The 15883-nt window shown below is 51.3% G+C and carries 20 protein-coding genes and 1 pseudogene; 2 read left to right on the top strand and 19 right to left on the bottom strand.

All coding sequences use genetic code 11. From position 1 onward, the window contains the following. Positions 1 to 161 precede the first annotated feature (161 nt). Together ACT3TC_RS16540 and ACT3TC_RS16535 are read right to left on the bottom strand one after the other, a co-directional pair. On the bottom strand, positions 162 to 524 hold the full coding sequence (locus tag ACT3TC_RS16540; RefSeq protein ID WP_444641020.1) for a type II toxin-antitoxin system RelE/ParE family toxin: 363 nt from the start codon (positions 522 to 524) through the stop codon (positions 162 to 164). Next, positions 496 to 786, bottom strand: coding sequence for a type II toxin-antitoxin system Phd/YefM family antitoxin (locus ACT3TC_RS16535; RefSeq protein ID WP_444641018.1), 291 nt, complete (start codon positions 784 to 786; stop codon positions 496 to 498). The genes ACT3TC_RS16540 and ACT3TC_RS16535 overlap by 29 nt, the downstream gene beginning before the upstream one ends. A gap of 215 nt (positions 787 to 1001) precedes the next feature. Between ACT3TC_RS16535 and ACT3TC_RS16530 the strand changes: the two genes are divergently transcribed. Beyond that, positions 1002 to 1295: a helix-turn-helix domain-containing protein gene (locus ACT3TC_RS16530; protein WP_444641017.1), complete on the top strand. Its 294-nt coding sequence runs from the start codon at positions 1002 to 1004 to the stop codon at positions 1293 to 1295. Positions 1296 to 1491: 196 nt separating this feature from the next. On the opposite strand, the gene ACT3TC_RS16525 is transcribed toward ACT3TC_RS16530, so the two are convergent. The 5 genes from ACT3TC_RS16525 to ACT3TC_RS16505 are packed head-to-tail and all read right to left on the bottom strand — an operon-like array spanning position 1492 to position 6676. Beyond that, positions 1492 to 2229 carry an amino acid ABC transporter ATP-binding protein gene (locus tag ACT3TC_RS16525; RefSeq protein WP_444641015.1) on the bottom strand — a complete coding sequence of 246 codons (738 nt, stop codon included), beginning with the start codon at positions 2227 to 2229 and terminating at the stop codon, positions 1492 to 1494. Continuing rightward, positions 2226 to 3290 carry an amino acid ABC transporter permease gene (locus tag ACT3TC_RS16520; RefSeq protein ID WP_444641013.1) on the bottom strand — a complete coding sequence of 355 codons (1065 nt, stop codon included), beginning with the start codon at positions 3288 to 3290 and terminating at the stop codon, positions 2226 to 2228. Before ACT3TC_RS16520 ends, ACT3TC_RS16525 begins: the two co-directional genes overlap by 4 nt. Continuing rightward, entirely contained in the window at positions 3290 to 4438 is a 1149-nt protein-coding gene (locus ACT3TC_RS16515) for an amino acid ABC transporter permease (protein WP_444641011.1), read from the bottom strand. Before ACT3TC_RS16515 ends, ACT3TC_RS16520 begins: the two co-directional genes overlap by 1 nt. Beyond that, the gene (locus ACT3TC_RS16510) at positions 4435 to 5463 is read right to left on the bottom strand and encodes an amino acid ABC transporter substrate-binding protein (protein ID WP_444641010.1); all 1029 of its coding nucleotides are present in this window, start codon (positions 5461 to 5463) and stop codon (positions 4435 to 4437) included. The genes ACT3TC_RS16515 and ACT3TC_RS16510 overlap by 4 nt, the downstream gene beginning before the upstream one ends. Before the next feature lie 31 nt (positions 5464 to 5494). Further along, entirely contained in the window at positions 5495 to 6676 is a 1182-nt protein-coding gene (locus ACT3TC_RS16505) for a trans-sulfuration enzyme family protein (protein WP_444641008.1), read from the bottom strand. Between the two features lie 105 nt (positions 6677 to 6781). On the opposite strand from ACT3TC_RS16505, the gene ACT3TC_RS16500 reads away from it, so the two are divergent. After that, positions 6782 to 7681 (top strand): LysR substrate-binding domain-containing protein, encoded by a 900-nt coding sequence (locus tag ACT3TC_RS16500; RefSeq protein WP_444641006.1) that lies wholly within the window; start codon positions 6782 to 6784, stop codon positions 7679 to 7681. A 445-nt stretch (positions 7682 to 8126) separates the two neighbouring features. Here the strand turns inward: ACT3TC_RS16500 and ACT3TC_RS16495 are convergent. The 12 genes and pseudogenes from ACT3TC_RS16495 to ACT3TC_RS16440 form a co-directional block, all read right to left on the bottom strand. Beyond that, a pseudogene (locus ACT3TC_RS16495) lies at positions 8127 to 8287 on the bottom strand (transposase); the annotation flags it as partial. A gap of 381 nt (positions 8288 to 8668) precedes the next feature. Then, positions 8669 to 10624: a relaxase/mobilization nuclease domain-containing protein gene (locus tag ACT3TC_RS16490; protein ID WP_444641004.1), complete on the bottom strand. Its 1956-nt coding sequence runs from the start codon at positions 10622 to 10624 to the stop codon at positions 8669 to 8671. Then, entirely contained in the window at positions 10621 to 10944 is a 324-nt protein-coding gene (locus ACT3TC_RS16485; RefSeq protein ID WP_444641002.1) for a plasmid mobilization protein, read from the bottom strand. The genes ACT3TC_RS16490 and ACT3TC_RS16485 overlap by 4 nt, the downstream gene beginning before the upstream one ends. Before the next feature lie 220 nt (positions 10945 to 11164). Next, the gene (locus tag ACT3TC_RS16480) at positions 11165 to 11515 is read right to left on the bottom strand and encodes a hypothetical protein (RefSeq protein WP_444641001.1); all 351 of its coding nucleotides are present in this window, start codon (positions 11513 to 11515) and stop codon (positions 11165 to 11167) included. Further along, a complete protein-coding gene (locus tag ACT3TC_RS16475) occupies positions 11512 to 11883 on the bottom strand; it encodes a hypothetical protein (RefSeq protein ID WP_444640999.1) in 372 nt (123 codons plus the stop codon). Before ACT3TC_RS16475 ends, ACT3TC_RS16480 begins: the two co-directional genes overlap by 4 nt. After that, complete coding sequence (locus tag ACT3TC_RS16470) at positions 11873 to 12127, bottom strand: hypothetical protein (RefSeq protein WP_444640997.1); 255 nt, start codon at positions 12125 to 12127, stop codon at positions 11873 to 11875. Before ACT3TC_RS16470 ends, ACT3TC_RS16475 begins: the two co-directional genes overlap by 11 nt. Further along, on the bottom strand, positions 12124 to 12351 hold the full coding sequence (locus ACT3TC_RS16465) for a hypothetical protein (protein ID WP_444640995.1): 228 nt from the start codon (positions 12349 to 12351) through the stop codon (positions 12124 to 12126). The genes ACT3TC_RS16470 and ACT3TC_RS16465 overlap by 4 nt, the downstream gene beginning before the upstream one ends. Positions 12352 to 12917: 566 nt before the next feature. Continuing rightward, on the bottom strand, positions 12918 to 13772 hold the full coding sequence (locus ACT3TC_RS16460) for a hypothetical protein (protein WP_444640993.1): 855 nt from the start codon (positions 13770 to 13772) through the stop codon (positions 12918 to 12920). 273 nt (positions 13773 to 14045) lie between these two features. Continuing rightward, positions 14046 to 14282 (bottom strand): plasmid replication protein RepB, encoded by a 237-nt coding sequence (locus ACT3TC_RS16455; protein ID WP_444640992.1) that lies wholly within the window; start codon positions 14280 to 14282, stop codon positions 14046 to 14048. A gap of 251 nt (positions 14283 to 14533) precedes the next feature. Beyond that, positions 14534 to 14761: a hypothetical protein gene (locus ACT3TC_RS16450; RefSeq protein ID WP_444640990.1), complete on the bottom strand. Its 228-nt coding sequence runs from the start codon at positions 14759 to 14761 to the stop codon at positions 14534 to 14536. Further along, positions 14751 to 15386 carry a ParA family partition ATPase gene (parA, locus tag ACT3TC_RS16445; RefSeq protein WP_444640989.1) on the bottom strand — a complete coding sequence of 212 codons (636 nt, stop codon included), beginning with the start codon at positions 15384 to 15386 and terminating at the stop codon, positions 14751 to 14753. The genes ACT3TC_RS16450 and parA overlap by 11 nt, the downstream gene beginning before the upstream one ends. Before the next feature lie 178 nt (positions 15387 to 15564). Further along, on the bottom strand, positions 15565 to 15795 hold the full coding sequence (locus tag ACT3TC_RS16440) for an addiction module antidote protein (protein ID WP_444640987.1): 231 nt from the start codon (positions 15793 to 15795) through the stop codon (positions 15565 to 15567). Positions 15796 to 15883: the final 88 nt, after the last annotated feature.

Below are 15883 nucleotides of genomic sequence, written 5' to 3'. Positions count from 1 at the left end.
CTATAAACGTGAAAATTTCACGTCTATAGCCCAAAACTCAAGATTATTCCCATAATCTTGAATTTATAATTGCAGATTGGCTACCATACCAAAATAGAAACTTTAAGCTAACGGGCTTCGTCTTTTGATAAGGAGCTCATATTGCAACTGGCGATTTAAACCTAAAAATCGAATAGGCAGTAATCAACTAAGAGCCTTTCAAGATCTTGTCGCTGGTGAGCTATCACATATATGCTCACTTGGCGGTCAGGGTATACTTTAAACCATACCCTATATTGACCAACCAGAAGCTCTCTATAATCGGTTACGCCGACTTCAGCAAGGTAAGTGCTAATAGGGCTAGCCAGAGGGCGTGTCGAAAGATGCTCTTCTATATCGTCAATTAATGCTTCTGTTTTTTCTAAGGCGGCCAGCTCAGGGTCTTTCGCGTACCGACAATCTGATTGGTAAGTAAGATGTGCAGCTATGGTTGCGATTGAATGTACTGCTGTTTTTTCAAGTACTACCTCGTAAGTTTGTTCCATTAGGGCTTTCCTTTTGTGGGTTACGGTATTTTTTGCGTAGCCCTTCCCGCACATCATCAATACTCATTGTCTCACCCCTCGCACGACTTCGTTCACCAAAAGCAATTAGCTTGGCCAACGCAATAGCTTGGTCACGCTTCTTACGCTCGTAAAAAGCTTCGACTACATAAGCTGGGCGCCCGTTTTGAGTAATGACCATTGGTTCAGTTAGGTCTAGGCTCGCGGCGTTTTGCTTAAGGAAACTGATAGTTTCAGTCCTCATAAAGCACTCCTGCGCTTCAGTACATTTAAAAATGGATACATCACACACGCTTAGATAACGACCTAAGCGATAGACTTATTATAGACCAAATAAAGACCAAAGTCAAAGATTTTTTAACTTGTCAACACTTTTTTTCAAAACCTCACTAGGCTTTATATCAGTGACGATATAAAACACCTTCATGGTCGGCACTCAAGGGGCGTAAGTAGATTGATATGGCTAACGAATGCTTTGACGATATTTGGGATGCGCTGGAAGACTCCCCAGAAGAAGCGCTAAACATGCGGCTAAGGTCTCAAATAATGAGAAAGCTGGTAGAGCGAGTACGCTCCTGGAATATTAGCCAGAAGGAAGCGGCTAAGCGCTTGGGAGTCACTCAGCCACGTCTAAGCAACCTCCTGGCGGGCAAGGTAAGCGCCTTTAGCCTTGATGCCCTGGTGAAGCTTACTGCGAGCGCACACCTTGTACTGAAAGTAGAGGTTTTTGATGAAGAGCTAGTCACAGCATGAACAAAGCTCTCTTGCCAGCTCCGTTATCCAGCGGGGCTTTCCGGCATTATCTTGAGTTTTGCGAGAGTGGTGGTTTTGACTCGCAAAACACCTGGTTCATGCTTGCGTGGTGAATTATCGGGAGTACTATATTAATAGGATAAGGAGATCCCGATGGCTCCACTTAAGCCCTGCTTTGACCCCACTTTAGCCTCACTCAACCAGACATTACCTTTGAGAGAAAGCGCCGTGTTCTCTCGTCTTCTGGTGAATCAAACACTTTGTCGGGAGTGCCTGTTTCAACAACGCTGCCAGCTTCCATATAGACTATCCGATCTGCAACACGGCGGGCAAAGCCCATCTCATGCGTAACGACGACCATCGTCATACCGGATCCAGCGAGGTCCGTCATGACTTCGAGAACCTCGGAAACCATCTCTGGGTCGAGTGCGGATGTCGGCTCATCGAAAAGCATAATTCTGGGCTCCATGCATAGCGCACGGGCTATAGCCACACGCTGCTGCTGGCCCCCGGAGAGCTGTCCGGGGAACTTCTCGGCTTGTTCGAGTATATGCACGCGATCAAGGTAATGGCGGGCCGTGTCCTCGGCATCCTTGCGTGGTGTGCGGCGCGACAGGATCTGAGGCATCGCGCAGTTCTCCAGAACTGTGACGTGCGGGAACAGGTTGAAATGCTGGAACACCATTCCGGCTTCCCGGCGCACCGCATCGAGATTTCGAAGATCGTCGCCAAGTTCGGTTCCCCACACCTCGATGCGCCCCGCATCGTGCTTTTCCAGCTGATTAATGCAGCGGATGAGCGTCGACTTTCCGGATCCCGATGGGCCGCAGATCACAACGCGCTCCCCTGAAGAGACCTCGATATTAACCGCGCTAAGCGCTTGGAAATCTCCGAAATTTTTATCGACATCTTGCATCAGAATGGCCGAATTCATGAATGTCTCCTCGCTTGGATACCTTGCTCAAGATAATGAGAATAAGATGAGATACCGAAGCAGATAATGAAATATATTAGAGCAACGAACATGTAAGCCTCTGAAAATGGACTAGGCCATTCAGGGTCGGTTGCGGCACTTCGAGCGGCGCTTAGCATGTCGAAGACGCCAACGATGAGGACGAGTGATGTATTCTTTACCATCACTATGGCCGTGTTTGTCAGTGGAGGAATGACATTCTGTATCGCTTGAGGTAGCACGATATGCCAGATTATTTTCCAGTAGGGTATACCGAGCGCTTCAGCCGCCTCTTTTTGCCCCTCATCAAGACTTTGAAGCCCGCCACGTATGACTTCTGCTAAGTAGGAAGAAGCAAAAATAGTCAGTGCTGCTAGCGTGCGCCCTAGCTTATCCACGCTCCAATCAGGAGGAAGCAGCAGCGGTAGCACAATGGCAGCAACAAAAAGCAGGCTGACAAGAGGAAAACCTCGTACCAGCTCGATCATCGTAATGCTGATGGCACGAGCGATAGGTAGCTTCCCACGTCGGCCAAGTGCCAGGAGCACGGCAAGCGGGAAAGCGAGCCCGAGCGACAGTGTCGCCAGAAGAAGCGTTACTGGAAGGCCACCCCATTTTGACGTCGGCACATAGTACAGTCCGAAAATACCTCCCTGCATCAACACCAACATGGCGAAGGTCGCGCCCCCCCAAGCCATCAAAAGACCTTTACCCCAAAGGCGAGGAGAGAGTGAGGCGAGGATCATCGCGATCACGAGACCGATCACGATGGTCGGACGCCATTGTTCATCCGGTGGATAAAGACCGAAAAGGATAAGGTTTAACTTAGCTCTAATGAAAGCCCAGCACGCGCCTCCTTCGCGGCACTCATTGGGGCTGACAACAGTCCAATGAGCATCAATCGTTGCCCATTCCAGAGCTGGTAGCAGAGATAAAACCACCAGCACTGAAGAGACTGTAAGTAGAGCGGAGAAGACATCGCCAAAAAAAAGTTTCAACAGCGAACGTCGGCGCGGCCCCATGGTTTGTGTTTTATCAGTCATTAGCGAGTCACCAGTGCCACGCGGGCGTTATACCAGTTCATGAAAAAGGAAATCGACAGCGAGATCGTCAGGAAGACACCGAGCATGATGAGAATGCTTTCAATGGCCTGTCCGGTCTGATTGATCACCGTATTCACAATAAGCCCCAATTCAGGATAACCAACTGCCACGGCAAGTGTTGTATTCTTGACAGTGGATAGATACTGCGTTGTTAGCGGCGGTACTATGACGCGCAACGCTTGCGGTAGAATCACCCTGAACATGATGTGCCGATCAGACAGGCCGAGGGCACGTCCACCTTCCCACTGACCTTTGGAAACTGCTTCAATGCCGCCGCGGATAATCTCGCCAATAAAGGCAGCCGAGTAGATCGTAAGCCCAAAGATAACCGCCGAGAACTCTGGGGAAAGCTGCATTCCACCGGTGAAATTGAGACCAGTGAGTTCAGGCAACTCAAGAGACAGAGGATGAGCAAGTAAGACCGAAAGAGCGAAGACCGTGACAACCCATCCCCCAATGCCGCATGCAAGTCTGCTAGATAGCCGTACCTGCTTGATCCGCGGTAGCCGAAGGACCACTATGATGGCGAGGACTAGGAATAGCGCTGCCGCCATCAGTAGACCACCGCCCGGTGCAACTTCAAGAGAGGGCGTATAGACCCCTCGCAAGGTCAGGAAGAGTCCCGGCAGCAGATTGACCGCTTCACGCGGTGGCGGAAAGAAGGAGAGCGCAACACTGTACCAGAACATGATCTGCACGATCAGCGGAATATTGCGCAGCGTGGTGACGTAAACGCTGGCGATGCGCGACAGAAGCGGATGCTTGGAACGGCGAGAAAGCCCGACAAAGAGCCCAATAAGCGTCGCAAAAACAATAGCCAAGAAGGATAGCCAGAGCGTGTTTGTCAGCCCAACGACGTAGGCCCAGAGGTAACTATCTGAAGGCGTATAGGTGACGACCGACTCCGAGATGGGAAAGCCCGTTGGCTGCCATAAATAGTCGAACCCCGTACGAATACCGCGAATCGCTAGATTCTGGAGGGTGTTGCCCGCCAGCCACCATAGGGTCGCTAACAGACCGCCCAAGAGGGCGATCTGCGTGGCCCAGTCTCGGACTCGGGTTGAGAACCAGAGACTGCGCATCATCATTTGAATCCCAGTGGGAACATTAGTCCCCCGTTGCGGTAGAGTTCGTTATATCCGCGCTCAATCTTCAGTGGACTATCCATGCCGACAGTCCTCTCAAAGATCTCGCCATAATTGCCGAGCGATTTAACGATGCGATAGGCGAAATCATCCGATAGACCCAAAGCCTCGCCAAGACCTGGGATCGTGCCAACAAAACGGCGGATAACGGGGACTTCACTTTCTAGCGCTTTATCAATGTTATCTTGAGTAAGCTCGAAGTTCTCCGCTGCGATCAATGCCTGGATCGACCAATTAACAATATCAAGCCACTGGCTGTCGCCTTCCCGAACTGCGGGGGTAAGTGCGGAGGCATAAGGTGTTGCTGGAAAGATAATATAGTCGTCTGGGTTGTCGGCCATGCTAGCCCGAACCGAGGCCAAAGCCCCCGCATCGGTCATAAGCGCGTCGCAGCGTCCCGAAAAGAATGCTGCGCGTGTGCCCGAATTACTGTCGAATATAACGGGTTGTAGATCGAGGTCGTGCTTTACTGAGATATCGTTAACAATCTTTTCAGTTGTAGAGCCGGTTTGTACGCAGACCGATGCGCCGGCCATATCCTCGACATTCTCGATGCCAAGGGACGAGGGCATCATGAATCCAGTATATTCATAGTAATTAGTCGTCGTGAAGTCGATCCCATTGGAATCTCGTTGCAACGTCCAAGTCAAGGTGCGTGGTAGCAGGTCGATTTCCCCAGTTTGAAGCGCCGGGATACGTTGCTGACCTGTAAGAGGGACGAAATTGACGGCATCCTTATCACCGAGCACCGCTACAGCCACTGCTCGGCAAGTTGCGACGTCCAAGCCTCGCCAATAACCGTTATCATCCGGTGCACCAAAACCAGGTGTACCTTGGCTAGCACCACAAATTAATCGTCCGCGTTCCTGGACGGTTTCAAGCGTGGATTGTTCAGTAGATTGTGCAAAAGCCGGTGCAGAAATACTCACGGAAATAAGCGTTGAAAATGCAAGAGCCTTTTTGTTCATGTCGCTCTCCTTTTGGTTTGAAAACGTGGGTTCAGCCCACATCGGTTTTTTTTGCACCAGCAAGGGTATCGAAGAAACGACCGAGATCCTCTCGGAGGTCCTGCGGATCTTCCAAGCCGATGCTGACGCGAACAATGGTTCGCGAGTTGCGGGGGTGTGGCGTCTCACGTGTAGAGGCGACGGACATTGGGGCCACAAGGCTGCGCGTGCCTCCCCAAGAAGCGCCGATCGCAAAGGTGTTGAGGGCGTTTAGAGCCTGTTCCAGTCGAGTGTCGGTCTCGGCGGGAAGCACGACAGATAGAAGACCGCTCGCACCAGCAAAATCACGCTTCCAGACATCATGTCCGGGACAGGTGGCAAGGGCCGGAAATAGTACTTCTCCCACACCCCGGTCGTGGAGTTCGGCTGCGACCTCTGTCGCCACACGCCCCATATGCGCCATGCGCACTGCCATTGTTTCAAGGCCCCGCAGGACTAAGCTCACAGCATCGGGCGATACACCGAGGCCAAGCATGCGCATTGTGTCGCGTAGTCGCTTTCTCAGGTCGAGATCATTGACGCTTATCGAACCCATCAACAGGTCAGAATGACCGCCGGGATATTTCGTCAGCGCCTGCATCGAGAAGTCGACGTCATGCGCTAACGGCTTGAATAGCAGCGGTGTGGCCCAAGTGTTATCGATGCCAGTTAAAATGCCGTGGGCCTTAGCGATTCTAGTGATGGCAGGTACATCTTCGACCTCCATCGTGGTCGAGCCCGGGGATTCCATCCAAATCAGCTTCGTTTCGGGCCGGATCTCCTCTTCGATCGCCGCGCCAATGCCGGGTGCATAGACCGACCAGGCAATGCCTCGCGGTGCTAGATAATTCCGGCAGAAACCTATCACAGGGGGGTAAGCGGTGTCGGGAACAAGGACATGATCGCCAGCCCCGAGGATAGTCAGGAAGATGATAGCGATAGCCGCTTGGCCGGAAGGTACCAGAACAGAACGTTCACCTCCCTCAAGCGTGGTTAGCTGCGTTTCCAGCACCTTCTGCGTTGGTGTGCCGTGTAATCCGTACGAGTAGTTATCGAGGGATCGCGCACTGCGGGTCGCATAGCTTTGTGCATCGGGAAACACGATGGTTGAGGCACGATGCGTTGGCACGCTGAGCGCGGCGTAGCCGTCCTCGGAAACAGTGGGGTGCTGGGTAGATAGAGTCGCGTCACGCATCGAGAGTCCTGTTCCTGTGGGTTTCTTTATCTTGCTGTATCCAGTGTTGTGCATTGCTCACAGAAATGATACTGATGTACCCGCATACCTATATAATGAAACCTTATGGTTCAGCATCGACAACTCGAAGCGTTCAACGCGGTGATGACCTCAGGTTCTACAGTTCGCGCTGCAGAACTATTGGGGGTTACACAACCAGCAGTCTCACGCCTGATATCAGAGCTTGAAAAGGGGTTACGGTTTTCGCTATTCGACCGAGTTCGGGGGCGGTTGGTACCTACTCCTGAAGGCAAACTTTTCTTTCGCGAGGTTGAAGCGAGCTTCATTGGCCTTGATCGGTTGCGAACCTCAGCCGCCAATATCCGTGACTTCGGCACGGGTTCTTTGCGTATAGCATCACTTGCAGCGACCGGTAGCGTTATTGTTCCGGCCGCCGTGCGGTCTTTTCGGCAGTCTCATTCACGGACCCGTATCACGCTCCATGTGACTGGGTCGGCGGCGATCCGAAATGGGGTTGCGGACGGTCAGTACGATATTGGTATTGCGGCCGACGAAATTGATATCTCCGGCGTGGACACTCAGCTCTTCGGCAATTTCCCTGGCCTGATCGCGATGCCTGCCGACCACCCGCTGACCCGGTGTGAAACAGTCACACCAAACCTCCTCGATGGTCAGCCGTTGATCGGCCTGGCACCGGAGGATCGGGCACGACACCGCTTCGACGCGACTTTAGCTGAGGAGGGGGGCGCACCTGATTACGTGATCGAGACCCCAAGCTCGATGACCGTCTGCGAGCTTTCTCTAACGGGAGATGCCGTTGGCTTCGTCAACCCTCTCGCCATACGTAAAGACCGCTATCCAGGTCTTGCGCTTCGCCCGTTCGAACCACGTGTCATGTTTCGCATCTATATGCTGTTTCCGCCCGATAGCCAAAAATCTCTCTTGGTACGAGACTTCACAACGGAGATAATGCGGCAAAGAAATATATTTTCTGGTCTTCTATGAGTGAGCCTATGTTGATATGCCATGCAAAAAACTGAAGCTTAGTGCTCGGGGAGACTCTGCAGTGCCGTCGCGAGACACAGGCAGCAAGGAGAAACCGCGGCCGGTACCAAAGCCATCGATGCGTTTCGGCTCATGGCTTCGGCTTGTTGGTGAATCCAGACTGACCTGAAGTCCTGTTGTAATAAAGGGTAAGCCCGGTTCTGGCAGTGGCGCGGGCTGTCCAGCACCTATGCGTTGGCGGCACGGCTGGGCATCAGCCAACCCAGCGTGGTGCGCAAACTACGTAAGCATGGCCTACGTATCGGCGGCTAACGGAACGACGACACCCCGCCGAAGCGGGGTGTCACAGGTCTTGCAGGGCGCCGAGCGGCGTTCATCTCAGGGCAGCTCTTCTTCTCCGTCGGCGTTCTCCTTCTGCGCTGGCAGCAGGTCCTCACGCTGCATTTAGCCACCGATTTTCGTCTTCTAACTCTTTGAGGCGCTTCATTATGGAGGTATCCATGCCGCCGTATCATGTTTGCGACATAGCTCAGGAACGGGCACGCCAGACTCGGCTTGCTTCAGAATCGCCATGATCTGACTGTCGGTAAAACGTGATTTTCGCATGTGGAATTTCCTGTTCATTCAGGTTACAAAATCCCACTTATCATCGCGATTATTTTTCGGGGGAATTACAGACTTTAGGCCGATTTTTTTGAGCATGTCTTCCAATGATTCAGGGAAGCCGTACAGAAACGCCAACAGTTGGCCCCATTAACAAATAAGCCAAGTATTAGTTTGTCTCTTCACAAGAATTAAAATGGAAGCATTAATATCCGCTGAAGGCCATTCAAACGGCCGTAGTTACTTGATTACCTCTGTTGTTCCTGAGTTCAAGTAATAAGTGCAGCACCTATAGTGTAGATTTCTGTGCCGCGAAGTTCAGGTGACCACAAGCTCTAAAACGTGAGTTCATCACGCTTTAGGCTTTTGTGGTAAACGTAGAATTTAACGCATTCGCCTCGAAGTGCGCCGCTGTGCAACTTCTGCTGCCCGCTGTTCCTCCAGGCGTTGCTGTAGATCCTGATCAGAAAGGCGAACCCGAGGCCCGCCTTGGTTTTCAAGCTTAACCAACGCCTCGATAGCTCGCTGCTTAAACTCATCACTCCCGGTTAACCGGAGTTCATAACCATAGGCGTCGATGGCCAACTGCATCGTTGCAGCAACCGTCACATTATCAAGCCGATGGGATTTAACGCTGTTCCGCAGCTGCGTGACCATCAGCTCCCCCCTTTGTGAATAGAAGTCTATCCTTCCATTTCGACGGTGGCGGCGTTCCCACCCCAGCAATGCCTCAATGCCTGGGGTCAATTCAATGAAAGCGCTACCTGGTTGTGCGGGGGCAACGCTATTGGCGTGGGAACGTGCCTGAGGGTGATGGCGGTTTGTATGCCAGCTGGCCGCCATTTCTATAGCGTTAGCATCACCAAGCCGGGCTTGCTCCTCAATCCACTGTCTCCATCCCAGTGCAGCATGCTCATGTTTAGCGTTGTACTGCTGTATCAGGCGCAGCCTTTCTCCAAGGATCTGCCGGGTTTGCTGCCAGCGCAGCTCCTGGAGATAAGCCGCCCGCACGGCTGATGGAGGCATCGAATCGTACACCTCTTTGATTTCCTGCCGCGTTTCTCGGCGGATTTCCCGGATAGAACGACTAATGTGCTGGCGTAGCTTTCCATAGGTAGGCATTTCAGCGCGGTAGGCCGCGTAGCGCTCACGCAAGAGTGCAGAGGCATCGGTGGGGGCTCGGCGCAGGCTCTCCTGTCGATCACGCGCATATGCGCTACCAGGCACCACCTCTGGCGGCTGATAGGGGCCTAATCGCGCTTCCAGCTTTCCCTTGGCGAGCGAACGATGAAGCTTACTCGCGGCCATTCGTGGGCCATGGCCATCCGCTGGCGAGATGGCCAGTCCCTGCCCATACGGGGTCAGCTGTAAGCCATTTTCACCCATCAGACGGTGGAGAGAAGTCCAGTCACTGCGCGTCCGCCCTGCCCAGCGAGCGATACGTTCATTTAAAACGCCTTTTACGGCCACAGCGAAGGCTTGCGGTTCACCCGGGTAGCTTTGGGCCTTGGGTGCTTTCAGAGCCGCCTCAAATGTTCCTAACGCTCTTTCCAGGCTTGGCTTTGAAAAGCCCTCATGCACCGCGCTGGCTTTAACGGCCACGGCGGTACCGGTATCGCTCACCGTCCGAAATACCAAGCCTTTTCCGTATTCGATTAACTCCACATCAAGAGCATTGAGAGACTTATGAACGTCTGCCCAGGAGGCCGACTTTTCTACAAGCGGTGCCATCAGCGGCACCACTTTCGATTTACACCACTGCTCGAACGACAGGTCTCCATGCGCATCTGCTGGCAGAGCTTCTGGCTTGCCGCTTTGGCGAGTGGCCACCCATCCATAGCGCTTCTCAAGCTCATTGGCTAACGTTCTGAGGGTGTAGTGATCCCGATAAGGATTCACCACTTTGAAGGAGTCAGGGTGGATGCGATTGACAGCAACATGCACATGGGGGCTATCAGTGTCTCGATGAATGGCACTGAGGTACTGGTGTCCTTCAAAGCCCAATCGTTTCATCGCTTCTCTGGCACTCCCTAACATCTCCTTATCACTTGGGTTGTCGTTTTCCGACCAGGACAATACGAAATGATAAACAGGATCTTCCACCTTTGGCTTCATAGCCGCGACACTCTCAAACTCTTGAACAAGAGTGTCGAGATCAAAGCCGTTATGCTCAAGAGTGACGCCGCTTGCCGTGTGGGCAAATACAGTCCCATCTTGCTCTAACACCTCCTGGTCACCAGCTCCCCAATCCTGAGAGCGCAGCTGATCAACCAGATACTCTTTGAGCGTTCTGAAACTCGATTTACCGTCCCTCCTGGAGTCACAAACTTTCCCTATCACGAGTCACGCCCCAGACGGTGAATAGCGGCTTTGAGTTCGTGGAGCGTTGCTAGATATTGCCCATTAAGATCCTCTCTGCCGCCTTCCAGAAAAAGGTGCTTAACCAATCCACCCAAACGACGAAGCTCGTTAATAGCTTCATGGGTCACTACCGATTTCACGGGGTAGTTCATCGCTGTACTGCGCACAAATTCAGAGGCATTTCGTGCATCCGACTGCTGAGCTTTCTCCAGCAAGTGCTGCTTTTCTTCCGCTGTTAGACGGACGCTGAGATGCTGATCCCGATGTATTTTTTGTGGGCGTTTCTGTCGAGTTGTCATCGTGGGCCTCGTGAGCGTTAGCGAATGAGCCTGGGGTCTCGGGGCGAAGCCCTGAGGAAGATGTCTGCATAACACGAATGTGTTACACAGACCTATCTTGTCCGGGCTAGAGTAGCTTTTTCTTTTAAATTTTTCTCGAACTTCTTTTGAATTTCTCCTGCATCAACAGGGAAATTCAAAACTCATCCAAAAGGGAAGGGAAGGGAAGGGAAAATAGAATTTATTTATCACTGCACTGGAATGGCAAGAGATCAGGCATTCCCAACGAAAGTCCCGAATCAAGAAGAAGATCAGAATCAGTTTCGCCCCACTCCCGACGACGCTGAGCTTCCACGCTGGTCAGAAGTTCAAGTTCAATATTTCCCTGTTCTTGAGCAGCATCGAGTAGCCATTCCAGCTTATTGAGATCGGCACACAACAGGCGGACTCGGTTTGGTTCATCCAACGCCCATCGATCAAGCACTAAACGAGTAAACCGATGACATCTCTCGCCATCAACATCACGGTGTGTTTGCAATGACGGTGCAACCAGATCACCGCCCACTTTTTTCACATAATGACCTGCATTCATCGTTTATCTCCATCACGATATTTTTGGCGACGCTTACGCACACGGGCAGCAAATCGCCCCCAATCTTCAGGTTGAATCCAACGTTCAGCCCACACCAATAAAAGCTCAGCGGCTCGTTGCGATGTGTAGTCATCAGGGTATGTCGTTAAATCGCTCGCAATGCCTAGCAGTTGCGTTTTACCGTCACGAGCAGTTAGTCGGCGTAACGCTTCGCGATGGCCACCCTTCTCCAAGAGAACCTGGTTGGCGAGATCAGCACTACGGGCGAGATCAAGTTGGTGTCGAGCGGTTGGATCAAACACAGCATCAAGAAGGACACCGAGCCAAATGTCTGCTTCTTCAGGAACTATCGAACGCTTACGAGCCATGTTGCGAATCCACTGCTGTCCAAATTTCTGCCCCGTCGTGGTCGTTGCCACCTTCGGTTTTAAAGATATGGCCATCATCATCGACGGCGTACACACCAGGTTGCTCGCTCTGTGGATCACGCAGGCTGCTTTTCCAGCCGTAGGCTTTGTTCTGCCCGATTAAAACCACCCCAGCGTCGTGCTGTTCAGATAAACGCCATTCTGCGGCTATAGCACGTAACGTCTCCTGTTCTAAATGGGTCATAGCTCGTCCTCATTAATTAGCTCAAACACCTTCCGTTTAGCGTGCGTCAGATCGTTTTTCGCTAAGACGTGCCAGTCATACGTTTCAGTGCCCGGGCCCATTTCTTGCCCTACAGCTGCTCGATCACGCTCGTAGCGGTACCGCGTCCCGGCGGAGGACTGCCACTCAATAACGTTATCGCCGCTAAACACTGGTTTGAGGTCGCTGATTTTTCGGAGGCCCATCGGTGTTCTCCCGAGTTTTGATACTTACAAGCATAGTAAATAGACGTGAATAAGTCACGCCTATTTAAGTTAAATATGGCCTACAACGTTTAAAAACCACCATCAGCTTTACTGATAAACCGGGCCGAAGGCCCAAAACGTTCGTGCAGGGAAATGGTGAACGGCCCACAGTGGTTTAGCACTTTAGCGGCCAGTTTACGCCGTAGGCGGGGTCAGCCGCGAAGCGGCTCGATAGCCCGCTTTCTCGACTTGTCGAGGCATTTTATATTCGCGCTTGTCGCGGTGTACTGCTCGCGTAAGCGAGTCATGAAGTGAAGAAGAAAACCATTTGGTTAAGAGGCGACACTTAAAGTTTATTCCCACCGACACTTAAAATTAAAAATAATGGTCAAAAGAGGTTCCTGGTACGGTAGGTGGCGCAGCTTGGCTAAAAAATTAGTACTGTTGGGCTGAAATACTATGTTGCAGCCATGTTTTACCAGCGAATACTCGTCAGGTGTGTCTAACGAACACACAAAAGCCGCTGGCAGTCTGCCAGCGGCTTTTGTGTGTAAAATTAAGTGGGATTATCGCCAGCGGGCTTCTAGGGCTTTCTCGGCCGCTTTCCGGCACTGCTCCGCAGTCCAGCTAGGGTTAGTCACTTTGAACTGATAAAGCAGCTCTTGGAGCTGGCGACGTTGTTCTTCATCGAATGCTCGCGAATGTTCATCACCCTGGCGACGTTGATTGCGCTTATACATGCCTTGCTTCGGAATAGAAGGGCCCGCTTTGTCCAAGGCTGCGCGTGCTGTCAAATTTCTCCGTGCAGCGGCCGTCTTAGTTGTAGACGCTTTAGCATGCTGGCGTTGCTTCTGCTTCAAGCGCTTTACTGCCCTTTTGCGCTCAAAGTTAAGACGCATTTGCAGACCGAAAATAGCGAAAAACAACTTATTGACGTTTTTGATGGCAGCTAACCCTTTGTAACTGCCGTCTGAGCGTTGTTCGCAGCGCTTATGAATACCGACAATACCCGCTCGCCGAAGATCCGCCAGGGCGCGCTCTATACGCCTTAGCGGAAGACCTGTTTGTCGTGCGAGATAACGAACTGTGAGATTCACAAATCCGCCACCTGGGGTCGGCACACCCACTTTTAGGGTGACTAGGTCAGTGAACTTTAGGATTGACCACAGCGTGGTTAGACACGCTTCTCGGCGCTCACTTCGTTGCTGTCGGTTGCTTCCATTGGCGAGATTCAAGCTTGGAATCTTGCAGGGACTTGAATAGTAGTCAACACAGCGTTTCATCGCTTCAGTGATAACGCCAGGCAGCCCACCCTTACCCTGCTTAACTGGCTCGGTCAGTGCAATGCGGGGGTTCTCGGGCATATGCCCGCAGAAATTTCCGCCTGTATTGATCCGATGGGTGTAGCTACGTCCTGCCAAAACATTCGCTCCTGCATAATACAGGCAGGCATACCCATTTTTTGGTGCAGAAAATTGATTTCATGCACCTCTCTGCGCTATCGTTAGCACAGAGGGGATTGCCAACCTGAGGATTTGGGTTTGCGCCAACCTCTGCTTGCCAAAGACCTTGTGTCGTCCAAGCGCGCCAACGCTTGGAGTCATGAATGCAGTATTGAGCGCCAAACTCCTAAGCTACTGCATTCACCGTATATTTAGAGCCCGGCTGCCAAGCCGGGCTTTTTCATGTTTAAATTATGGAATAATAAGCTTAATCTCTTGAAATCCAATGTGTTTAGCATCAGCTATAGCGCCGACTAAGCTACGATAGTGTTTTACATGGTTGTCTCGAACTCTCGTGACATGCTCGGTTGCGCCGTTAGCCTTGTTACACGTCATAACCCACTTGCCTTCGGACATGGGAGCAGGCGCAACACTAGCAGAGAGCAAAACTCCCTCCTCAAACAGTTGTCGCAGCAGCTTAATTTCCATTCTTCCCTCCAGCACTAACTCTTATCTTATCAGGCAGACCTGACAGAACTCTACTTTCGTTAACGTACAACGTCGGTATTCACGAATCAAGGATCTTTTAGCATCAACTGCACGATACAAAAAAATACAGAAATAAAGTAATAAAGAAAAAATCATTTAAGATAATACAGAAATAAAGAAAGCAACAAATAAAGAAGGGGCATTAAAGCCCCTAGTATTGCGGCATACAGCCATTACACAGAAATAAGCTTTTACGACTTTCCGTATTTTTCAATTAGAAGATCACGCATTTCATCAGCCATTTTCCTGCCTCTCATTGCACAATCAGATTTCAGTTTCGCGTGTAAGCTAGCGGGTATATCTATCGTAAGACGCTTGTTCGGTTCTTTTTGTCGCGACCCTACCCATGCATCAACAGATGAATCCGCCGGCTTTACCGCTGAAGGTTTGCTTCCGAGAGGCACTTTTTTACTGCTCATGAGCACGCTCCATTAATTCTTTTAGCACTGCTTCAATCTCCCGCGACGCCACACCCTCCCGATCTTCTTCATAAACAGCTCTCCCAACTGCAGCTGATTCCGCAAATGCAACTCGCTGCACAATGCTCGCTTCAAGTGTTGGCACGCTATACGACTCCAACGCCTCCCGCACATCACGTCCAATTGCTGTATTTGCAATTTTACGATTAATCACAAAAAAAGATTTCAGCACTTCTTTAAAGTGGCTAGCTTCTTCGACTAGAGAGACCACCTCTTCTGCAGCCCATATATCATACGGAGAAGGTTGCACAGGAATCAGGACTACATCACTCGCCATGATCGCTGAGCGGGCAAGATCCGTAACACGTGGCGGGCCGTCGATGACAATGTGGTCGTACCCCTCGCCTATGACGGATAGCTCTTTATGTATGCTCGGCTTCGGCAAGCCAACAACGGCAAAAAGCGGCTGTGACTGCCGAGCAGCTGCCCAGTCGAGCGAGCTTCCTTGTGGGTCAGCATCGATCAACAACACTCGCGCGCCTGAACGTGCAAGACCAGCAGCCAAGTTGACGCTTAAAGTGGTCTTACCGACTCCACCCTTCTGATTTAGCACACCGATGATCATTATCTCACCATTTGCGTTTAAACGATTTTAAACTTTTACAGAAAAGCGCAAATACGTCAAATCGCAAATACGCTTACAAGTGCAGTAAGGTCATCACTGCTCAAGCTTCCTCTTCAGAGTTACTTAGAATTGTGTAGAGACCTTTCTCCGTTGGACATGTCGACGCCCAGAGAACGCATCACTTCAATGTCGAGTTACCGCGCTCGCTGAGCGAGCGATATAATTGCTCACGAGAAATCCCTGTTTTGCAGGCCATCTCGTTCACACTTCGTGCGCGGGCGACAATGCCATTAGCTTTGGCGATATATTTCACATTTCCAGCTTCAAAGGCGTCAGCCATGAATATGGCTATATCATCGTCAGTTTCCAGCAAGGCTGCTGGATTAAATTCAGTGAATTTTTCAGCCATTTCGAGTCCATTTTGGGAGAGCAGCTTCGCTTTCGCAGTCCTGAACTCTTATACCCTAGTCAAGACTATCCCTACCTGCAAATGCCAC

Source organism: Halomonas sp. AOP27-A1-41 (genome assembly GCF_052378605.1).
Taxonomy (GTDB): domain Bacteria; phylum Pseudomonadota; class Gammaproteobacteria; order Pseudomonadales; family Halomonadaceae; genus Vreelandella; species Vreelandella citrativorans.
This window is presented reverse-complemented; position numbering and strand designations above follow the sequence as displayed.